This is a genomic window from Pseudomonas sp. St386, from assembly GCF_018325865.1.
GTDB lineage: Bacteria > Pseudomonadota > Gammaproteobacteria > Pseudomonadales > Pseudomonadaceae > Aquipseudomonas > Aquipseudomonas brassicacearum.
This window is the reverse complement of record NZ_AP021900.1, coordinates 848236-868239: the sequence shown is the minus strand read 5'-3', so window position 1 is coordinate 868239 and position 20004 is coordinate 848236. Positions and strand designations below refer to the sequence as shown.

The 20004-nt window shown below is 61.5% G+C and carries 16 protein-coding genes; 5 read left to right on the top strand and 11 right to left on the bottom strand.

The window, feature by feature from the left end; translation table 11 throughout:
* Positions 1–66 precede the first annotated feature (66 nt).
* Both KI235_RS03710 and KI235_RS03705 read right to left on the bottom strand, forming a co-directional pair.
* Positions 67–978, bottom strand: a complete 912-nt coding sequence (locus KI235_RS03710; RefSeq protein ID WP_003197551.1) for a LysR family transcriptional regulator — start codon at positions 976–978, stop codon at positions 67–69.
* Between the two features lie 195 nt (positions 979–1173).
* Positions 1174–1764, bottom strand: coding sequence for an NAD(P)H-dependent oxidoreductase (locus tag KI235_RS03705; protein WP_003197550.1), 591 nt, complete (start codon positions 1762–1764; stop codon positions 1174–1176).
* Between KI235_RS03705 and KI235_RS03700 the strand changes: the two genes are divergently transcribed.
* Complete coding sequence (locus KI235_RS03700; RefSeq protein ID WP_155252634.1) at positions 1763–1909, top strand: hypothetical protein; 147 nt, start codon at positions 1763–1765, stop codon at positions 1907–1909. The two genes, KI235_RS03705 and KI235_RS03700, sit on opposite strands and share 2 nt — an antisense overlap.
* 55 nt (positions 1910–1964) lie before the next feature.
* Positions 1965–2279, top strand: a complete 315-nt coding sequence (locus tag KI235_RS03695) for a putative quinol monooxygenase (RefSeq protein WP_003197548.1) — start codon at positions 1965–1967, stop codon at positions 2277–2279.
* On the opposite strand, the gene KI235_RS03690 is transcribed toward KI235_RS03695, so the two are convergent.
* The gene (locus tag KI235_RS03690) at positions 2269–3033 is read right to left on the bottom strand and encodes a sulfite exporter TauE/SafE family protein (RefSeq protein WP_003197546.1); all 765 of its coding nucleotides are present in this window, start codon (positions 3031–3033) and stop codon (positions 2269–2271) included. The two genes, KI235_RS03695 and KI235_RS03690, sit on opposite strands and share 11 nt — an antisense overlap.
* A 212-nt stretch (positions 3034–3245) precedes the next feature.
* Here KI235_RS03690 and KI235_RS03685 point away from each other — a divergent pair, with 212 nt between their 5' ends.
* Both KI235_RS03685 and KI235_RS03680 read left to right on the top strand, forming a co-directional pair.
* Positions 3246–4127: a LysR substrate-binding domain-containing protein gene (locus KI235_RS03685; RefSeq protein WP_027912109.1), complete on the top strand. Its 882-nt coding sequence runs from the start codon at positions 3246–3248 to the stop codon at positions 4125–4127.
* 97 nt (positions 4128–4224) lie between these two features.
* Positions 4225–4569 carry a cupin domain-containing protein gene (locus KI235_RS03680; RefSeq protein ID WP_003197542.1) on the top strand — a complete coding sequence of 115 codons (345 nt, stop codon included), beginning with the start codon at positions 4225–4227 and terminating at the stop codon, positions 4567–4569.
* Positions 4570–4707: 138 nt separating this feature from the next.
* Here the strand turns inward: KI235_RS03680 and mmsB are convergent, their stop codons facing one another.
* Both mmsB and KI235_RS03670 read right to left on the bottom strand, forming a co-directional pair.
* Positions 4708–5595, bottom strand: coding sequence for a 3-hydroxyisobutyrate dehydrogenase (mmsB, locus tag KI235_RS03675; RefSeq protein ID WP_003197538.1), 888 nt, complete (start codon positions 5593–5595; stop codon positions 4708–4710).
* A gap of 10 nt (positions 5596–5605) precedes the next feature.
* The gene (locus tag KI235_RS03670) at positions 5606–7132 is read right to left on the bottom strand and encodes a CoA-acylating methylmalonate-semialdehyde dehydrogenase (protein WP_003197536.1); all 1527 of its coding nucleotides are present in this window, start codon (positions 7130–7132) and stop codon (positions 5606–5608) included.
* A gap of 129 nt (positions 7133–7261) precedes the next feature.
* Between KI235_RS03670 and KI235_RS03665 the strand changes: the two genes are divergently transcribed.
* Entirely contained in the window at positions 7262–8209 is a 948-nt protein-coding gene (locus KI235_RS03665; RefSeq protein ID WP_003197534.1) for a LysR family transcriptional regulator, read from the top strand.
* Here the strand turns inward: KI235_RS03665 and KI235_RS03660 are convergent.
* The 6 genes from KI235_RS03660 to recC form a co-directional block, all read right to left on the bottom strand.
* Positions 8206–8643: an OmpA family protein gene (locus tag KI235_RS03660; RefSeq protein ID WP_223470346.1), complete on the bottom strand. Its 438-nt coding sequence runs from the start codon at positions 8641–8643 to the stop codon at positions 8206–8208. The genes KI235_RS03665 and KI235_RS03660 overlap by 4 nt on opposite strands.
* Positions 8644–8712: 69 nt before the next feature.
* Positions 8713–9981 carry a diguanylate cyclase gene (locus KI235_RS03655; RefSeq protein ID WP_003197529.1) on the bottom strand — a complete coding sequence of 423 codons (1269 nt, stop codon included), beginning with the start codon at positions 9979–9981 and terminating at the stop codon, positions 8713–8715.
* Positions 9978–10553, bottom strand: coding sequence for a YfiR family protein (locus tag KI235_RS03650; protein ID WP_013692183.1), 576 nt, complete (start codon positions 10551–10553; stop codon positions 9978–9980). The genes KI235_RS03655 and KI235_RS03650 overlap by 4 nt, the downstream gene beginning before the upstream one ends.
* 139 nt (positions 10554–10692) lie before the next feature.
* Positions 10693–12789, bottom strand: coding sequence for an exodeoxyribonuclease V subunit alpha (recD, locus tag KI235_RS03645; RefSeq protein ID WP_003197526.1), 2097 nt, complete (start codon positions 12787–12789; stop codon positions 10693–10695).
* A complete protein-coding gene (gene recB / locus KI235_RS03640) occupies positions 12786–16475 on the bottom strand; it encodes an exodeoxyribonuclease V subunit beta (RefSeq protein ID WP_003197524.1) in 3690 nt (1229 codons plus the stop codon). The genes recD and recB overlap by 4 nt, the downstream gene beginning before the upstream one ends.
* Positions 16472–19924, bottom strand: a complete 3453-nt coding sequence (gene recC, locus KI235_RS03635) for an exodeoxyribonuclease V subunit gamma (RefSeq protein WP_003197523.1) — start codon at positions 19922–19924, stop codon at positions 16472–16474. Before recC ends, recB begins: the two co-directional genes overlap by 4 nt.
* Positions 19925–20004: the final 80 nt, after the last annotated feature.

Genomic DNA, 20004 nt, shown 5'->3' with positions numbered 1-20004 from the left:
ATCGAGGCCCCATCCCTGACGAAACAGGCCACATTGCCCAAATCACTCTTGCCTTGAAGTCACGAATCAGTCCTTGAACTCCCGCGAGGCATAGCCGGCGAGCTTGTCCTGGATGAAGTCCAGGAAGCACTGGATCCGCAAGGCCAGTTGCGAGTTGCGGTAGTACACGGCATTGATCGGCTGGCGATATCCACTGTTGGCATCGGCCAGCAGCACCTTCAGCCTACCGGCACGGATGTCTTCGCGGGTCATGAAGTCCGACAGGCAGGCAATGCCCTGCCCCTGCAGCGCCAAGTGGCGCACGGTCTCGCCACTGGACGCGCTGATGGCTGGCTGGATCAGCCAACGATCACCGTGTACGTGGCGCAGCGGCCACTGGTTGAGTCCCTCGTTCTGGGCAAACCCCAGCAGCGCATGGCCTGCCAGCTCGGCGACGCTTGACGGCGTGCCGTGCTGCTTCAGATAAGCGGGGCTGGCCAGGATGTGCAACGGGCTGCAACCCAGGGAGCGAGCGTGGAGCGTCGAGTCGGTGAGGGTGCCGATGCGGATGGCGATGTCGGTGCTTTGCTCCAGCAGGTCGATGATCAGGTCGTTGCTGTTGAGTTCGAGCTGGATGTCCGGGTAACGCCTGCGGAACTCGTCGATGTGTGGAACGATGGCATGCAGCATGAACGGCGAGGCCGCGTTGATCCGTAACCGGCCTGCAGGATTTTTCTGGCGGGATGACAGGCGCTCTTCCAGCTCATCCATCTGGTCGAGGATGCCTTTGGCCTGCTCGAAGAAATACTTGCCCTCCTCGGTCAGGTCCATGCGCCGCGTGGTGCGGTTGATCAGCGTGGTATCGAGCTTGGCCTCCAGCCGCGACAACGTGCGGCTGACCGCCGACGGCGTCTGCCCGACCTGCTCGGCGGCGGCGGAGATGGATCCGCACTCGATCACGCAGACGAAAATCTGCAATTCGTCGGATCTGGCTTTCACGTATCCCCCTGTCGACTGATCTCTCTTGTGGCGAGGGGATTTATCCTCGCTATGTGGGAGCAAAGCTTGCTCGCGATGAAGACGCCGCGGTCTTTCGGGAATCGAGGTGTCTGTTTCGCGAGCAAGCTTTGCTCCCACAGTGCAGGTTCACCCACCCGCCACAGGATAGTATCGGGATGCGCAGCAAAAGAAAGGTCACACCTTCAGACCGAACACCTCAACCAAATGCCGCTCATACCGCGCCACATCTTCTTCGATGTTCGGGCGCTTCATCACGTCCACGCACAGGAAGGTCGGCAGGCCGGTCATGCCGAGGAACTGATTGGCCTTGTGGAACGGGAAGTACACCGCGTCCACGCCCTTGGCCTCGAAGAAGTCGGTCGGGTCGTCGAAGGCTTGCTGCGGAGCGTTCCAGGTCAGCGACAACATGTACTGCTTGCCCTGGACCAGGCCACCGCTGCCGTATTTCTGCGAGGCATCGGAACGGGTCCGGCCGTCGCTGGCGTAGAGGCTGCCGTGGCCTTCGGTGAAGACTTCGTCGATGTATTTCTTCACGGTCCAGGGTGCGCCCATCCACCAACCCGGCATCTGGTAAATGATCACGTCGGCCCACAGGAACTTGGCGACTTCTTCCTTGATGTCGTAGCCGCCGTCGATGAAAGTGGTTTTCACATCAAAACCACCACGGTCCAACACGCTGAGCGCCGTGTCGTGGAGGGTGGCGTTGTAGCGACCGTCGGAGTGAGCGAATTGTTTGCCGCCATTGAGCAACAGGACTTTTTTCATGGGGAATCTCATCGGGTTCCACGGCATGGGCCGGCAAAGGCCGCCGCATGGAAAGGTTGAAAATGATGGCGGCAGAATAACGATGAGCTTCATGGGGAATAAGCCACCCGACGGCAAAACTGATTTGACCTATACGCACAAATGAACGGCCGATTATTGCCTTAGACTTCGAGACCTCTTTTATCTCAGGAGCCACCTCGATGAGCGAACTGCACGGTTTCATCCTGCACGCCAAGACCCGTCCGGAAAAAGCCGAAGCCTTCGAAGCGTTGTTCCGCGCCTACGTCGAGCCAAGCCGTGCCGAGCCCGGCTGCGTCGAATATCACATGCTGCGGGACCAGCAGGATCCGACGCTGTTTATCTTCTATGAGATCTGGGCATCCCAGGCGCACCTGGAGGTGCACTCGAACCTGCCGCACATGCAGCAGTTCTTCGAACAACGCATGGATTATCTGGAGCGCGACTTCGAAATCCGCCGCGTCGACATGCTCAGCCCGTCCTCGGCTAGCCGCTGATCAGCAAATGGCCGCCGAGCACGCCGAGGCCGACAAAAAACACCCGCTTGAACAACACGGCGCTGATCCGCTGGCGCAACCATTGCCCCAGCCACATCCCCAGCAGCGCCGGTGCCAGCGCCAGCAGCGAAGCGCTCAATTCGCCCCCACCCAGTGCGCCGCGCCACAACAGGCCGGCGGCCAGGGCCAGGGTAGAAACGGTGAATGACAGGCCCAAGGCCTGTACCAGTTCGTCCTTGCTCAGGCCCAGCGCTTGCAGATAGGGCACCGCCGGAATGACGAATACGCCAGTGGCGGATGTGATGAGGCCGGTGAGCAACCCGCAGAGCGGAGCGATCCACGGCTCGACATGGGCGCCGACCCGCAGCGTTGGCAGCAACAGCCCGCTCAACGCATACAGCACCAGCGCCGCGCCCAAAGCCCGCACCACCCAGGCCCCGCCCGTCATGCCGAGCCACAGCGTACCGAGCCCGGTGCCAATGAAAATCGCCAGCAACAGCGGCCACAGACGCCGGAGAAGGGCTTGCAGATGGCCGCCGAAAGCCAGTTGCCAGAGATTGGTCAGGGTCGCTGGGATGATGAGCAGCGCCGCAGCCTGCGCCGGAGCCATAGCCAACCCAAGCAAGCCCATGGAGATGGTCGGCAGGCCGAGGCCGATCACACCCTTGATGGTGCCGGCCAGCAGGAAGGTGCCGATAACCAGCAGGGAAAGGGCCAGGCCGAGGTTTTGATAGAAAGCGATGAGTGTGTCCATGGGGGTATCCTGCACCCGAGGCCTCGGCTTTAAAATCTGTCATATACTGAGACTGCCTCTCTTGCGGCAAGAGGCTGTGAACTCGCTGATGCGGCCGACGCCATCGCGAGCCAGCTCGCTCCCACAGTTGAAATGCAATCCCATGTGGGAGCGAGCTTGCTCGCGATGACGATAAACCAGGCGCCACAGCACTTGAGACAGGATCCCCGCCCATGCACTTCGACCTCACCGACCTGCGCCTCTACCTGAACATTCTCGACACCGGCAACATCACCGCCGGTGCGGCTAGCAGCCATTTGTCCCTGGCCGCGGCCAGCGCACGAGTGCGAGCCATGGAAGCGTCCCTGGGCATCGACCTGCTTGAACGGGGGCGGCGTGGTGTAACGCCCACTCCCGCGGGCAAAGCCCTGGCCGAGCACGCCCGGGTCCTGCTGCAACAGGCCGAACACCTGCGACAGGACCTGGCCGAATACGCCAAGGGCGTCAAAGGCCGGGTGCGGCTGCTGTGCAACACCAGCGCCATGACCGAATACCTGCCCGAGCTGCTGGCCGGCTTTCTCCAGGCCCATCCCAACCTCGACATTGACCTGCAGGAATTGCCCAGCTCACGGATCACCCATGCGCTGCGCCAAGGCGCGGCGGACCTGGGGATCGTTTCCGACGCAGTGGACACCGAGGGCCTTCAGACCTGGCCTTTTCGCGACGATCCACTGGTATTGATCCTACCGACCGGACACCCCCTGGCTGACGGTCGCGCCGTACGTTTCAGCGAGACCCTCAGCCACGATTATGTCGGCCTGAACGCATCCAGCGCCTTGGCGATCCACCTGGAAGAGCAGGCCCTGCACATCGGCTCACGCATGCAAGTGCGCATTCGTGCCGATGGTTTCGACGGGATGATTCGCATGGTGGCCCATGGTGCAGGCATTGCCATCGTGCCGAAGGCTACCATCGACCGGCGCCCACCCGAGCCTTCGTATCAATGTGTCACGTTGCAAGAAGCCTGGGCGCACCGGGCGTTGCTGCTGTGCGCCCGCAACTTCGACGGTTTGCCGGCCTACGCCACGGCCCTGGCTCGGCATCTGGCCGATTGATGCGCGCTTCTGGATAGCCCGGTGTCGACCACAGACATCTACCCGCTCATGCCGCGCGTTAGGGTGCCTGTTCTCTTCTGCCCCTTTCGGAGCTCACATGACCGCACCCATCACCGTCCTGCGCGACACCCATCCGCTGCCCGTACTCGACGCCTGCAAATGGGAAAAACTCGAAGGCGACCCGCACACCGTCAACCTCAACGCCTACACCAGCGAAGACGGCAGCAAGATCATGGGCACCTGGATCTGCACACCCGGCAAATGGCGTGTGGATTACGTGAAGTGGGAGTACTGCCATTTCCAGGAGGGCTACTGCATCATCACCCCGGACGGCATGGCGCCGATCCATCTGCGCGCCGGTGACATCTTCGTCGTCGAGCCAGGCATGAAAGGCACGTGGGAAGTGGTCGAGACCGTGCGCAAATATTTCGTCTTTGCCTGAAACAAAAAACCGAGAGACCACCCGACGTGGTCTCTCGGAAAACAACTTTGTAGATTGCGCAGCCTCTGTGGCGACGGAGCAAGCCTTGCTCCCACAGATAATTGCCCTTGCCACAAAAGCCCGTCGATATCGTCGCTCTTACTGCGGCTTGCGATAGCTGTTAACAATCGCCGAAAAGTCCTTGCCGCCCTCGCCCCGCTGGCTCATCGCCTGATACAACTGCTGCGCCACCGCCCCCAGCACCACCGGCTGATGGGCCTGCCGCGCGGCTTCGGTCGCCAGGCCCAGGTCCTTGAGCATCAGGTCGGCGCCAAAGCCCCCCGTGTAGCCACGGGACGCCGGTGCCGTTTCGATCACGCCGGGCCATGGGTTGTAGGTGTCCGAACTCCAGCAACGGCCCGTTGAACTGTTGATGATGCCGGCCAACACCTGGGTGTCGATCCCCAAGGCATCGCCCAACGCCATGGCTTCGCTGACGCCCACCATGGAAATCCCCAGCAGCAGGTTGTTGCAGATCTTGGCGATCTGCCCGGTGCCGACTTCGCCACAGTGCACGATGTTACGGCCCATTTGCGCCAACACCGGTTGCAAGGTGGCGAACAACTCGGCCGAGGCACCAACCATGAAGGTCAACGTGCCCGCCGCCGCACCGCCGGTGCCGCCCGAGACCGGCGCATCGGCCATCGCCACCCCTTGTTTCGCCGCGGCAGCCGCCACGTCGCGGGCGGTTTGTGGATCGATGGTGCTGCAATCCACCGCCGGCGTGCCGGCGGCGATGCCAGCCAGCACACCGTCTTCACCCAGCCAGACACTGCGCACATGAGCGGCGGCCGGCAGCATGGTGATCACCAGCGCAGTGCCCTGGGCCGCGTCGCGAGGCGAGGCGCTGATCGTGCCGCCCAACGCCGCCAGTTCAGCCAGCACCGTCTGGTTCAGGTCGAACAAGTTCAGCGAATGGCCAGCCTTGAGCAGGTTGCGCGCCATGGGGGCGCCCATGTTGCCCAGGCCGATAAATGCGATGTTCATGTCCGGCTCCTTAACGCAAATTGATGGTGGTGTTCACACCGTCATTGACGCTGTCATCATCGAACCAGCGCGCGGTCACGGTCTTGGTCTGAGTGTAGAACTGCACCACTTGTTTGCCGTACGGACCGAGGTCGCCGAGTTTCGAACCGCGGGAACCGGTGAAGCTGAAGAACGGCACCGGCACCGGGATCGGAATGTTGATGCCCACCTGGCCGACGTCGATTTCACTCTGGAATTTGCGCGCCGCCGCACCGCTCTGGGTGAACAGGCCAGTGCCGTTGCCGAATGGGTTGGCGTTGACCAGGGCAATCGCCTGATCCAGGGTGTCGACTTCCAGCACCACCAGCACCGGCCCGAAAATTTCTTCGGTGTAGATACGCATGTCGGTGGTCACGCCGGAAAACAGGGTCGGGCCGACGAAATTGCCCTGCTCGAAGCCCGGCACGCTGATGCCACGACCATCGAGCTCCAGCTTCGCCCCTTGCTGCACGCCACTCTCGATCAATTCGAGGATCCGCGCCTTGGCGCGCTTGGAAATCACCGGGCCGACGTCAGTACCCGGCTCGCTGCCGGCATTGACCTTGAGCTTCTGTGCCAGGGCCTTTAGCTCCGGCAACCACTGCTTGGCCGCGCCCACCAGCACCACCACGGAGGTGGCCATGCAACGCTGGCCCGCCGCGCCGAAACCGGCGCCGACCAAGGCGTTGAGGGTTTGCTCACGATTGGCATCGGGCAACACCACCGCGTGGTTCTTGGCGCCCATCATCGACTGCACGCGCTTGCCGTGACGACCCGCCAGGTCATACACGTGGGTGCCGACCGCCGTCGAACCGACGAACGAAACCGCCTTGATGTCCTTGTGGGTGCAGAGCGCGTCCACCACGTCCTTGCCGCCGTGCACCACATTGAGCACACCCGCCGGCACGCCGGCCTCGATAGCCAGTTCCACCAGAAGCATGGTCGAAAGCGGATCCTGTTCCGATGGCTTGAGCACAAAGGTATTGCCGCAGGCGATGGCCATCGGGAACATCCACAGCGGAATCATTGCCGGGAAGTTGAACGGGGTAATGCCCGCGCACACACCAATCGGCTGGCGCAGCGTGTAGGTATCAACGCCACCGGCGACGTTCTCGGCAAATTCACCCATCTGCAGGGTGCCGATGGAACAGGCGTGCTCGACCACTTCCAGGCCACGGAAAATATCGCCCTCGGCATCAGCGATGGTCTTGCCCTGTTCGGCGCTGAGCACCGCGGCGATGCGCTTGGAGTGCTCGCGGATCAATGCCTGGAGCTTGAGCATGATGCGCATCCGCGCGCCGATGGGCGTCAGTTTCCAGGTCTGGAAAGCACGCTGGGCAGCGGCGATGGCGGCATCGACTTCCGAGGCCGTGGCGAACGGAACCTTTGCCAACACCTGCTGGGTGGCCGGGTTGACGATGTCGTGCCATTCGCTGGATTGGGATTCAACCCACTCGCCATCGATCAACAGTCTGACGGTTTGCAGGGTGGTGTCGCTGGGCGTAAGGGAAACGTTCATGCTGGCCTCCGGGATTGTTCTTATAGAGAGCGCTGGGACCAAGGTACATAGACACCTTGGTGATGAGACGGTTTTTGGAGTATAGATGTGCAAACTTCTAATAAGAATGCACATAAAAGCCGGTCCAACATGCAAAAAAACATCACCTCCCTGGGGTCGCTGAATTGGGACGACCTCAAGTTTTTCCTAGAAGTGGCCCGCACCCGCAAGGCCAGCACTGCCGCCAAGCGCCTGGCCGTCGACTACACCACGGTGTCGCGACGCATCAGCTCGCTGGAAGCCTCGTTGGGCACGCTGCTGTTCGAGAAATCCCGGACCAACGGTTTTGTCCTGACGGCCGAAGGCCAACGCCTGCTGGGTTACGCCGAATCGATCGAAAGCACCCTGCACATGGCCTGCGAGCAGGTTTCAGGCTCTGGCGTCGCACTGTCCGGCCACGTGCGCATGGGCTGCACCGAAGGCTTCGGCAGCTTCTTCATCACCCCGCAACTGAGCCACTTCGTCGACGCCTACCCGGCCATTTCGGTAGACATCCTCCCGCTGCCGCACTTCATCAGCCTCTCCAAGCGCGAAGCCGACATCGTCATCGCCCTCGAACGCCCCGAACATGGCCCATATGTATGCTGCAAATTGTGCGACTACCGGCTGCAGCTCTATGCCACCCAGCAATACCTGGACAACCACCCACCCATCCGGCGCCCGGCCGACTTGAGCAAGCACTCGTTCATCAGCTACGTGGATGACCTGGCGTTCAGTTCCGAGTTGCTCTACCTGGCCAACGTACTACCCGGCGCCAATGCCCACCTGCGCAGCACCAGCGTGATCGCGCAATTCGTGGCAGCGCAGCAAGGACGCTCGCTGGCAATCCTGCCCTGCTTCCTCGCCGCCCAGGACCCACGGCTGTTGCCGGTCCTGCCGGAGGACATCACCGTCACCCGGCAGTTCTGGATGTACTGCCGGGAGGACTTGAGGAAGCTGAAGAGGATTACGTTGTTGTGGGATTACATTCGCGAAGTGACTGAACAGAACCAGCCACTGCTGATGGGTGACAGCCGGGAGATGGTGTTCGCCGACTAGTCGGCGATGACCACAATGGCGACACGGCGGTTTTCGGTGCGGCCGCTGGCGGTGTCGTTGGAGGCGACTGGTTTGCTGCTGCCCAGGCCGCGCAGTTGGACGTTCTCTTCGCGCATGCCAACGGCTGTCAGCACCTTGCTCACGCTGGCGGCCCGCCGCATCGACAGTTGTTCGTTGTAGGCCTGGGAGCCCGATGCGTCGGTATGACCATCGACGCGTACCCGCTGGATTCCCGCCCCCAGCAGTGCCTTGCCGATACGCTCGACGATTTCGGTGCTGGCCGGGTTGAGGTTTTCCACGTCGCTGCCGAACAGGACCTTGCCCGACAGGCCGAACGCCCAGCCATCGTCAGTCAATTCGAACCCTTGTTGCTTGAGTACGGCGATTTGCGCCGGGGTCAGGCCCTTCTGCGGTGCCGTCTGGCAACCGCTCATGGCCAGGACGGCCAGCAACAAAAACGCCGCGAACCAGCGCAGGGAAAATGAAGGATATGAACGCACGAGTCAGCTCCTGGTTTGAAGATCAGCGACGGAGTGATCCGACTCCGCCGTATGTTGACCGCCTCGGGCGAGGCGTTTGGCTTGGTACATCGCCGCATCGGCGGCATGGAGAAGGGTGCCCGGTGTCGCACCATCATCGGGGTAAACGGCAATGCCGATACTGAGGGACGTCAGCACTGAAGCATTGCCAGGCAGTTGAATCGGCATTTCCATGCTGGCGATGATTTTTTCAGCGATCCGCTCGGCGTCCTCGGCCTTGTGCAGAGGTGCCAGCAGCACGGCGAATTCATCGCCTCCCAGGCGTGCGACCAAGTCGTCTTCACGCAACTGTGCCCGGACCCGGGTTGCCACGGCCGTCAGCACCGCGTCACCGGCAGCATGACCGAAATTGTCGTTGATGCCCTTGAACCGGTCGCTGTCGAGGTACAACACGGCCACTTGCTCGTTGAGCTTGCTGGCGTTGCGCAAGGCGCGGATCAGCCGGCCCTCGAAAAACGCCCGGTTCGGCAAGCCGGTCAAGCTGTCGTGACTGGCCTGGTGTGCCAGGGTTTCGTTTTCGCTTTGCAGGTGAGTCTGCCAGGACTCCAGTTCGTCGAGCAGTGCATTGAAGTCATTGGCCAGGTTATCCAGTTCGGCGATGGCGGCCGGCGGCACGCGCCGATCCAGGGCCCGCTCGCTGCGTGCCGCGTGGGCCACTTCGGCCAGGCTGCGCAATGGTCCGGTGATCGCCCGCAGCTGACGTCGCGCCAGGTACAACGCTACCCAGGCACTCACCGCCGTGCACAAAATGATCCCCGCCAGACCGCTGAGCAAAAAGCGCAACAGGCTGCCACCATGCCCTGCCAATAGAATGCTGCCGATGTTCCGCCCTTGATGAACGATCGGCAGACTGATGGGCTTTTCCAAAAACGCCTTGGCAATGTGCATTTCCAGTTCCGACAATAAACCGGTATCCGGACGTTTCCAGCGCGCCAACAGGCGGCCGTGCTCATTGAACACTTGGGCATCGGCGACCTCCTCGGTGGAGGCAATCAACGCCAGCGCCTCGGTGGCCGCCGCCGCGTCATCGAATACCACGGCCGCTTCCACGGTGTAATTGATCGAGCGGGCGATCAGGTGCAGGTTGTGATCGGCGTAGACCCGCAACGCAAGCACACCCAGCAACGTCAGGGAAACACTGGCCATGGTGATCGCCACCAACGCGACAATCAGGTGGCCGCGCCCGATGACCGAGCCCAGGGTGGGACGGACCCGCGATTTGGACAGGCTCATGGTACTGCCGGCCTGCGACGGGAAAGCTGCAGAACGCTGGGATGGATACGCACGCCACTGCGCGCTACCGAGTCGAGGTTGACCTCGAACGATACCTGCTCATCACCGACCCGCAGACAGAACAGGCTCCCCACGGTGCACTGGTCACCGCCTTCGCTGATGCTCAACACGGGCTTGCCGATCAGGGAGTCAAACAGACGAGTACGCTCGTCGCTGGTCAGCCTGCCGATGTAGACGGCGTTGCAGTCCGTGGCGATGTTGGGGTGATCGGCCAGCAATCGCTGCACGGTCACCGGTCGACCGGTGGCCTGAGTGGTGCCCTTGACCAGGTCGTCGGTGTATTGAGTCGGGCCGACGATGCACAGTTGCAACTGCGCAGGCTCTACTGGCCAGCGCGCGTAGCTGAGAATGCCCAAGACGACTTGAGTGACCGATTCGGCCCGCTGTTCAGCCCGACTCGTGGAGGACGGGTCTTCGGCAAGCACCATAGGCGACAGCAACCACAGAAGACCGGCAAGCAGATAATGCCCCCAGTCCTTGCTGCGCACAGCCTCCCGAACCGCCACTTTCATGGAAAATCTCTAGGTAATACGATAAGTGTCGGAACGATAGCACAGTGCCAAAAAGCCAGCGAGCCGGCGCCCTACGGACATATCTGACAGAAAACAGCCAAAATCGTGACTCCAGCATTGAATCACGAAAGCTGATCATTCAGTCATCACCCTCCAGTTCCAACATCAGCCCGCTCAAGCGCTTGACCTTGCGCCGCACCGCCTCCTCAAACACCCCCGCTCGCGGCTCTATCAGGCTGAACCATTGCTTGCCCCGGGTAATGGCGGTGTACACCAACTCCTTGGTCAATACCGGGTTCAGCGCATCCGGGAGGATCAACGCGGTATGGGTGAATTCCGAGCCCTGGGATTTGTGCACCGTCATGGCATACACGGTTTCCACATCATTCAGGCGGCTGGGCAGGACGAAACGCACACCGCCCTGACCGTCGTTGCGCGGGAAAGCGACCCGCAGAACCTGTTTTCCAGCATCAGGCCCGTCACGCTCGGGCAACTTGAGGGCGATACCGATATCGCCGTTCATCAGCCCCAGCCCATAGTCGTTGCGGGTCATCAGCACCGGGCGTCCTTCGTACCACTGATGATCGCTATCGATAAGGCGTGCCTTGAGCAAGGCGGCGGTGATTCGCAGGTTCAGTCCTTCGACGCCCCACGGACCTTTGCGCACCGCGCAAAGCAATTGGAATTCGTCGAAGGCCGCCAGGACTTCCCGGGCCCAATCGGTCCAGCAACGGTCTTCCAGCGGGCGAGAAATGGCCGGGCGTCGCTGCCGTAGCAGGTTCAGGTAATGCCGATACCCCTGGGACCCATCTGGCTTGCCGTCGAGTAACAGCTTCTCCAGTTTCGTGTCGTGTTCATTCGCCAACTTCAGGGAAGACAGATCGGCATGCTGCCCTTGCTCCAGCAACTGACGGGCTTTTTCAGGCTGCTGCTGGTTGACCCAGCGAGCCAGCTGACCGATCCCGCTGCCTTCGCCGAAGCGCCGGGAATGCCTGAGCATGACCACTTGCTGTGCCAGGGGATGAGTGCCGTCGAGGTCCTGTTGCAGGTCACCGGCCGCCAGGTTTTCACCGCTGACCGACTCAAGCCAGGCTCGGGTCCGGGGGCTGTACCAGCCCTCCTCGGCGTCTCGACACAAATCCCCGAGCACCGCACCGGCTTCTACAGAGGCCAACTGGTCCTTGTCCCCCAGCAATACCAACCGTGCATGGGCCGGCAGAGCATCCAGCAGATTGGCCATCATCTCCAGGTCGATCATCGACGCTTCATCGACCACCAACACATCCAGTGGCAAGCGATTGCCTGCATGGTGGCGAAAATGCCGGGTGCCAGGGCGGCTGCCCAGCAAACGATGGACTGTCGTGACGTCGCAGGGAATCCGTTCGCGCACCGCGTCGTCCACATCCAGGGTCCGGACCTGCTGGCTGATGGACTCGGTCAGGCGCGCCGCCGCCTTGCCAGTGGGCGCGGCCAGGCGAATCCGCAGCGGCTTCCCGGCCTCGACGGCCGGTGCCTGGAGCAGGGCCAGCAGGCGCACAACGGTCGTGGTCTTGCCGGTGCCCGGGCCGCCGGTCACGATGCTGAAGGACCCGCGGGTTGCCAGCGCGCAGGCCAGTTTCTGCCAATCGATCGGGCCGCTGGCATTGGCCGGCCCGAACAACCCGTCCAAACGCTCGCGCAGGTCGCCGGGCGCCGCTTCATGCTCGATAAGCCGTTGACGCAACGCTTCATCGATCCGCCGTTCATAACCCCAGTAGCGGCGCAGATAAAGACGTTTGCCAGACAGCACCAACGGACGTTGCTGCGCCTCTTCGCTCCCATCCACGGCCAGGGCCACCAGACGACTGGACGCCAGGACCTTGCACCAATGGACGCCGTCCAGTGTCGCCAATATTTGCGATGGCAGCAGCATCACACCCGTCTGCAGGTCACCCTCGGGAGGCAGGGACAGAGCAAAATCCGGCTCCTTGAGGGTCTCGAACACATCCAGGCAAACATGCCCGTGACCCAGTTGATGACTGGTCAACGCAGCGGCGAGCAGGACCAATGGATCATCGTCGGGTGCCAGTTCATGGAGGAACGCCACGAAGGCCTTGTCCAGGGCGCGCAACCAGCCGCGCTCGACCCAGCGCGTCAGTAACAACAGCAGGTCCTGCGCACGGCTCAAGGGCGCCAACTCCACCAGGCTTTCGTCGTCGGACGACTTGGGCAGCAGGTCGGCAAAAGAACGACTCATAGCAATTCTCCCTGTACCCACGCCGGCTCGGCCTTGGGTTCGGGCGCCCCTTGGAACAGACGATCCAATTGTTCGATCAATGCCCGTGGCGGCTTGGCGAAATACACACCCTGACTGGCTGAGCGGGTTCCGCGAAGGAACAGATACAACGCGCCGCCGACATGCCGGTCGTAGTCGTAATCGGGGAGCCGTGCCTTGAGCTGGCGATGCAGGGCCAACAGGTACAGCACGTATTGCAGGTCGTAGCGATGGTCCAGGATCGACTGTTCCATGGCCGGTACGGTGTAGGCCATGTCATCGACACCCAGCCAGTTGGATTTGTAATCGGCCACGTAGTACCGACCGTCGTGCTCGAACGTCAAATCGATGAAGCCCTTGAACATGCCATTGAGCAGCACCGGCTCCGCTGCAACTCGGGCCACACCGCCATGGGTGAACCGGCAAACCAGCTGGTCGAGCTTTTGCACATCGACCTTGTGGCTGGCGAACCAGAACTCCATTTCGACCTGGAATTGGCTCAGGTCTTCGAGCACCACTGGCGCCTGGTCGTTGCCGACGTGCATGGGCATCTTGATCAGGTGCTGCAGCCAATCGCTCAGCGTGGTGATCCAGCCTTTCCAGCCTCGGCGATTGCAGCGTCGGGCAATGGCATCCTCGATATCCGCTGGCGCCGATGAAAAGCCCTCCCCTGCGGCCCACTCCAGCAGACCATGCAGGAAAGTGCCGGGGTTGGGGCCACGGGGAAAGCGGTGGATGTCGCCACCGATAGCGATAGTCTCCCTGGGAGCGTCCGGATCCAGTCGTTCATCGTCGAACAGTTTCTGGGCCTGCGGACTCTCTGGCGCGGTATCGCTGCCTTCGCTCAGGCTTTCGCTGATGCGTAAGGCACTGTAGGACGCGATCCACCAGTTCTCGCTGGCTTTTCGCAAGGGCACCAAGGGCTCAAGCAACACGGCTTCGTTGCGCGGGGGCCGGTAGTGCTCGTCGGTGGCTTCGGGCATTGGCTGGTAGCTCACCGCGTCGCTGCCTTGTTGCAGGTCTTCCAGCCAACGCCTCAACTCCACCGACTCGGTCAGCGGTGCACCACCGCCCAATAGATACCCCAACGCGGACACATGGAGGATCGAGCGATTGTTGCTGCCCCGCTTGAGATCCGCGACACCTAGCCAGCAGGCATGTTGTGCACGGGTCAGAGCCACGTAGAGAAGCCGCAGATCCTCAGCCAGACGCTCGTCATCGGCCTTGGCGATCAATTCGGCAGTGGGCTTGAGGCTGATCTGCGCCTTGTTGGCCTCATCGTGGTAGTGCAATGGCAGTCGACTGCCGTCCACCGGTTTCGTCGAGCAGATGAAGGGCAAGAAGACCAACGGATATTCGAGGCCCTTGGACTTGTGGATCGTGACCACCTTGACCAGTTGCTCATCGCTTTCCAGGCGCAGGATCTGCTCTTCTCCCGCCTGCCCGGACAAGGCCAGGTGCTCGGACAAATGCCGGATCAAGGCTTGTTCGCCATCCAGTTCACCGGCTGCCTGCTGCAACAGTTCGCAAAGGTGCAACAAGTTGGTCAGCACCCGCTCGCCATCGCTGCGCACCATCAAGGCCTGGGGCAGTTCGAAATCATGCAGCAGGCGCCGCAACATCGGCAGCACGCCCTGGCTGCGCCAGACCGTACGATAACCGCGGAATTGCATGACCCGGGCTTCCCAGGCCAGCTCATCCTGATTGAGACGCTCCAGTTCCGTCAGCGACAGATTCAACGTGATGCTGGCCAGAGCCGCCCGTAGTGGTCGTTCGGCATCCGGCTCGGCACAGGCCTTGAGCCAGACAAGCAAATCACGCGCTTCCTGCGAGGCAAAGACCGAATCCTTGTCGGACAGATAGACACTGCGCACGCCTCGCGCGGACAACGCGTCTCGCACCGCCTGCGCTTCTTTACCATCGCGCACCAGGATGGCGATATCTGCCGGGCGCACGCCTCGCAGCACTTTTCCATCGACCGTGAAGCCATCGCGTCCTGACTGGCCGCCGTTGAGCAACGCCGTGATCTCACTGGCGCAAGCGGCCGCCATGGATTGTCGATACACCGCACCGGAAAGCGGCTGCTCCGACGACAGGTGCCAGATGTTCAGCGCCGCGACCACCTGCCCTGCGACCCGCAAGGACTCCTTGCGTCCCTGGGATTCAACGGACAGGAACGGCACCGGGTTCTCGCCCGAAGGTTCACGGAACAGAAAGGCCCCACGCCCCTTCGGGCGGGACTCGGCATTCTGGAAAACATGGTTTACCGCACCGACCATGGCATGGCTGGAACGGAAATTCGTGCCCAGCGTGTGCAGCCTGCCAGCAGTGGCTTCGCGAGCGCGCAGGTAGGTATAGATGTCGGCACCGCGAAACGCGTAGATCGCCTGCTTCGGATCGCCGATCAGGAAAAGTCCGGTCCCGGGGTCGTTATCTTCGATACGGTAGATGCTTTCGAAGATCCGGTATTGAACCGGGTCGGTGTCCTGGAACTCATCGATCAGCGCTACCGGAAACTGCTCGCGGATCAGGCTCGCCAGACGCTCGCCTCCGTCGGCCTGCAGGGCCGCGTCGAGGCGCAGCAGCATGTCATCGAAGCCCATCTCGGCGCGGCGACGCTTCTCTGCCTCGAAGCGCGCCCCGACCCATTGCGCGGCATGCTGCAATACGGCGGCATCTGGCGTGGGCAACGCATCCAGGCTGGCCTTGAGACTGGCCATGGCGTCCAGCCCGGGATGGTTGGGCACGTCACCTTTCCAGGCTTCGGCCATGCCCTCGGGCGTCAACCGCGAGAACCCGGTGCCGATGTCCAACAGCTCAAGGCTTTCGTCATCGACCCAGGCAGTGATTTTCTGAAACCACGGTTCGAAGTAACGCGCCTGCATCTTGCGCCCGTCGACAGACTTGCTGGCCACGCCTTGCTGGCATATCTGCAACAGTTCCACCGCCCATTGCCGCCACGGCGCCTTGAGATCGAGCAAGGCGGCACTGCGCTCCTGCAAGGCCGCGGCGATGAGTTCGGCAGGCTCAAGCCCGTCACCATCGCCACGCTCGCTGGAAAACAAGCCTCGTACCCGCGGCAACAGCGCAGCAGGCCCTCCCCAATGGGTACGCACCCAGCTCAGCGCCTCGCCTTGCATCGAATAGCAGAACAACCGCCAATAATCGCGCAGCACCTCGCCCAGCAATTCGCTGTGGTCGGTTTCCAGGGTCTGGGTGAACAAGCTACCGCTGTCGAAGGCGTGCTCACGCAACATGCGCTGGCACCAACTGTGGATGGTCGAGACGGCCGCTTCGTCCATCCACTGCGCAGCGATGTCCAGCCGGTTCGCGCAGCCAGGCCATTGGTCGGCGTTGAACTCGTCGCGCAACGCAACGATCAGCGAATCCGGGGCGGGAATTTCGTCACGGAAGAAGCGTGCGGCTTCGGCCAGACGGGTGCGAATTCGTTCACGCAACTCTTTGGTGGCAGCGTCCGTGAAGGTCACTACCAGGATTTGCGGTGGAAGCAACTCGCGGCCAAAGCCGGACGCCGAACCGCCATGCCCCAGCACCAGACGCAGGTACAACGCCGAGATGGTGAAGGTCTTGCCGGTACCGGCGCTGGCCTCGATCAGTTGGCTACCATGTAGCGGGAAAGCCAAGGCCAATGGTGTCTGTCGACTCATGAACGGGCTTCCTCGCCGACCAATGAACGCCATGGGGCTTCGAGCAACGGCCGGTAAAGCGCATCGCACCAATCGGGGAATGTTTCGTCAGCCATCAAGGCATCGAAATCAGGAAACTGTCGAGCCAACGCCGGACTTTCCCGCCGTTCGCCTTCAAACGTCTGTCCATCGCCCTCATAGGCTTTGCGAGCCGCCGCTTCGGCCTTGTCCGGATCAGTCTGGCCGAGCCAGGCGAAAGCCGTCTTCACCGCGATTGGTAGCGGCTGGCGCATACCGGTCTGCCAAGCCAGCAGCATGTCGCCCAGTAGCCTTTGTGCGACAGGCTCGTCAAAAGGTGCCAGCAGCAAGCTGTCATCACTGGCCACCAGCGCCGTCGTCAACGACAAGCCATTAGCGCAGGCCACGAGATGGTTGACCCAAGGCCGTATCAAGCGATGCCACTTACGGGTCTTGGTGGAGCCAATGCTGTTGGGTATGGCCGTGATGGCGAGGACCGCACCGTCGGAACGCTGATGCAAACCACTGAGCCAGCCCTCGACATTCACTCCCTGCAATTGCAGGCTGACTGGCACAGCGCTGACCGACGGTGTCGGCCATAACGCCAGAAGCTGTTGGTAACGCTGGAGCAGATCCGGCAGGGGTTCAATCAATTCACGCTGCATGCACTCACCGAAACCGGCCATGGGTAACAGACCACTGTTCTGCAGTCTTTTGGCGTGGGCGGTGAGGGCAAGATCCGGCTGGTCCAGGCGTACCAGGGCGGCCTCGAGCAGACTGTCACTCAGGCTGTAGCGTTGCAGCGCATCGAGCACAAAAGGTTCGTCATCGGCCAAAGGCGCTTCGATGGCCTCGAAGAACACCTTCAACCGCTGACTGAAGAAATGGCGGACAGGATTGCGCAGGAAGTCCTGCAACTGCCCGAGGCCCAAGGGCTCTTCCTGAACATAGGGCTCCAGCATCCGGTTTTTATCGGTTTGATCACAAGCGTCATGGAGCATCCGCCATTCGCTGGCGTAACTGAACAGCTCGTCACCTTGATGGAAATAACGTGCACTGAACGGTTGCAACGGATGCTCCTGGGTCAGGGCATCGAGAAGAGGCTTGCCGTCATCTGCCAACCGCCAGCCACTGGCGAGATGATCGCGCAGTTGGCCGATCAACACCGATGCCGGGCGCTCGCTGTTGTCGCGAATACTGCGCCCCACCCAACTGATGTACAGCTTTTCCCGAGCAGAAAGCAGCGCTTCCAACAGCAGGTAGCGGTCGTCCTCACGGCGGGAACGATCGCCCGGACGATAATCGCCGCCCATCAGGTCGAAGTCCAACGGCGGCTGGGCTCGTGGGTAATCACCATCATTCATTCCCAGCAGGCACACCAGCTTGAAGGGGATCGCGCGCATCGGCATCAAGGTACAGAAGTTGACTGCGCCGGCCAGGAAACGCTGGGACAGTCGCCCCTGATCCAGTCCGGCCAACCACGCCTCTCGCACCACCGTCAGCGGCAATTCATCGTGCAGTCCCACCGACTCACAGGTTTCCAGCCAGGTTTCACGCAAGTCTTCGAGTTGGGCCAGCAAATAGTCGTCATGCTCGTTGCTTGCCTGGAAAAACAGCTGCATCAGATCTTGCAGGCGTGAACCCCATTGCTGCGGCGATGCCGGCCGGGTGAGTTCCTGATGGGCAACTTCCAGGGCATCCAGCAAAGCAACCAGGGGACCGATCAACGCCGCATCCAGGCCCCCGATTTCGTCATAGGGCTCAATGCCCTCATAAGCGCTCGAACTGCCGACGGCATACCCCAGCAACATGCGACGCAAGCCGAAATGCCAACTGTTCTGCTCAAGCTCGGCAGGCAGGCCCAACCCGGCACGGTGTTCGGCGCTCATCCCCCAGCGAATGCCTGCTCCTTCGATCCAGCGGTGCAGTGTCGGCAGGTCGGCCTCATCGATGCCAAACCGTTCGCGTAACGCCGGGACATCCAGCAGATCGAGGATTTCGCTGACCGGGAAACGACTGTCCGGCAGCTTGAGCAAATGCTCGACGGCGATCAGCAGTGGATCACGTCCACGCTGGCCCTGGTCGGTCAGCGTGAAGGGAATGAACCGCGGGTCGCTCCTGTCGAGCTGGCCGAACACTGCGCGAATGTGCGGTGCATAACTGTCGATGTCCGGGACCATGACGATGATATCCCGTGGGCGCAGGGTCGGATCCGCACTGAAGTGGGCCAGCAATTGGTCGTGGAGAATTTCGACTTCACGCTGGGCGCCATGGGCCACATGAAAGCGAATCGAGCCGTCTCGCTCTGTATCGACGACAGGCCAGTGTTCCCGGGTTTCGTCCAGGGGGCGCAGCTCCAGGATGTCATCCTGCAACTGGCTGAGAAGGGTCGTGGGGGTCCCATCGGTGAACAGGTCGATTCGCCCATCGCGAAATACCGAGCGATAGCTGTTCGGGTCATCGTAGCTGTCGAGCAGGTTGATATAGTCGCGCCCTTGCTTGCCCCAGGCGGCCAATAACGGATGGGCATGTTGATGCAGGGTTTGCGGATCGAGGACGACGGGCATGCCAGCCTTGCGTGCCTGGCGCTTGTATTGGTGACGCAGCAAATCCTTGTCGGCGACGATGTCCGCCCAATGATGGCGACACGGGTTATGCACGCAGAGCAGAACCTGGCTGAACCGGGAAAGGCCGGCGAGCGCCTCCAGTACCTGGGCAGGCAACGACGAAATACCAAACACGATGACCCGTGCGGGCAGGCCTTTCGGAGCGACTTCCAGACTGTTGATACGCTCGATGTAGCGCTGATGAACGCCGGCACGGCTTTGCGCCATGCCTTGCTCTCCCACATCCAGCAGCAAGGCTCGCCACAGCTCCGCTTGCCAGCAATTTGCCGGTGCAAGCGGCTTGATTTCACCTCGGACATTTCTGGTCTGGTGTCGACCTTCCGCCCAATCCTCAAGCCAGTCGGCCCGGTAGACCTGGTACTGGTCGAACAGATCGGCAAGACGCTCGGACAGTTGATAGCGCTTGCGCAAGTCGGTGTCTTGGGTAAGGAATCGGCGCAGAGGTTCAAAATGAGGCTGCTCAATCAACTGCGGCAGCAGACGCATCAGGCGCCAGGTTAGCGGAGCCTTATCCAGCAGGGACTTGGCCGGAATTTCGTCGCGTCCCAGGACCGTTCGATAAAGTTGCCACATGAAACTGCCCGGCAGTTGCACATCAATGGCAGCCGCAATACCGCAGCCACCGGAATCATCGTCTTCCGGGTCTTCGGCCAGTGCGAGCTTGAGCCATTGGGCAATGCCGTTGCTCTGTACCAGGGCGATTTCATTTTCAAGGGGGGCCAGCGGATAGCGCCGCATCAAGCTGATCACCAGGCTGCGCAATTCATCAAGGCGATTCCCGTGAACCACCATGAAAGCTGGGCTAAGGGACGTTGCGTCCGGCATGAAAGGCATCCTTGAAATTGCAAAAGCTAGGGGCAGAACCTTAGCACTGTCGGGGGGTTGTGACAGCCGGGAGCTTTCCG

What these genes read in the sequence shown, in the direction of transcription:
- KI235_RS03700 (WP_155252634.1), top strand. Translation starts at nt 1,763, where the DNA reads ATGGGGAATCTCATCGGGTTCCACGGCATGGGCCGGCAAAGGCCGCCG.
- KI235_RS03705 (WP_003197550.1), bottom strand. Translation starts at nt 1,764, where the DNA reads ATGAAAAAAGTCCTGTTGCTCAATGGCGGCAAACAATTCGCTCACTCC.
- KI235_RS03695 (WP_003197548.1), top strand. Translation starts at nt 1,965, where the DNA reads ATGAGCGAACTGCACGGTTTCATCCTGCACGCCAAGACCCGTCCGGAA.
- KI235_RS03690 (WP_003197546.1), bottom strand. Translation starts at nt 3,033, where the DNA reads ATGGACACACTCATCGCTTTCTATCAAAACCTCGGCCTGGCCCTTTCC.
- KI235_RS03685 (WP_027912109.1), top strand. Translation starts at nt 3,246, where the DNA reads ATGCACTTCGACCTCACCGACCTGCGCCTCTACCTGAACATTCTCGAC.
- KI235_RS03680 (WP_003197542.1), top strand. Translation starts at nt 4,225, where the DNA reads ATGACCGCACCCATCACCGTCCTGCGCGACACCCATCCGCTGCCCGTA.
- mmsB (WP_003197538.1), bottom strand. Translation starts at nt 5,595, where the DNA reads ATGAACATCGCATTTATCGGCCTGGGCAACATGGGCGCCCCCATGGCG.
- KI235_RS03670 (WP_003197536.1), bottom strand. Translation starts at nt 7,132, where the DNA reads ATGAACGTTTCCCTTACGCCCAGCGACACCACCCTGCAAACCGTCAGA.
- KI235_RS03665 (WP_003197534.1), top strand. Translation starts at nt 7,262, where the DNA reads ATGCAAAAAAACATCACCTCCCTGGGGTCGCTGAATTGGGACGACCTC.
- KI235_RS03660 (WP_223470346.1), bottom strand. Translation starts at nt 8,643, where the DNA reads ATGAGCGGTTGCCAGACGGCACCGCAGAAGGGCCTGACCCCGGCGCAA.
- KI235_RS03655 (WP_003197529.1), bottom strand. Translation starts at nt 9,981, where the DNA reads ATGAGCCTGTCCAAATCGCGGGTCCGTCCCACCCTGGGCTCGGTCATC.
- KI235_RS03650 (WP_013692183.1), bottom strand. Translation starts at nt 10,553, where the DNA reads ATGAAAGTGGCGGTTCGGGAGGCTGTGCGCAGCAAGGACTGGGGGCAT.
- recD (WP_003197526.1), bottom strand. Translation starts at nt 12,789, where the DNA reads ATGAGTCGTTCTTTTGCCGACCTGCTGCCCAAGTCGTCCGACGACGAA.
- recB (WP_003197524.1), bottom strand. Translation starts at nt 16,475, where the DNA reads ATGAGTCGACAGACACCATTGGCCTTGGCTTTCCCGCTACATGGTAGC.
- recC (WP_003197523.1), bottom strand. Translation starts at nt 19,924, where the DNA reads ATGCCGGACGCAACGTCCCTTAGCCCAGCTTTCATGGTGGTTCACGGG.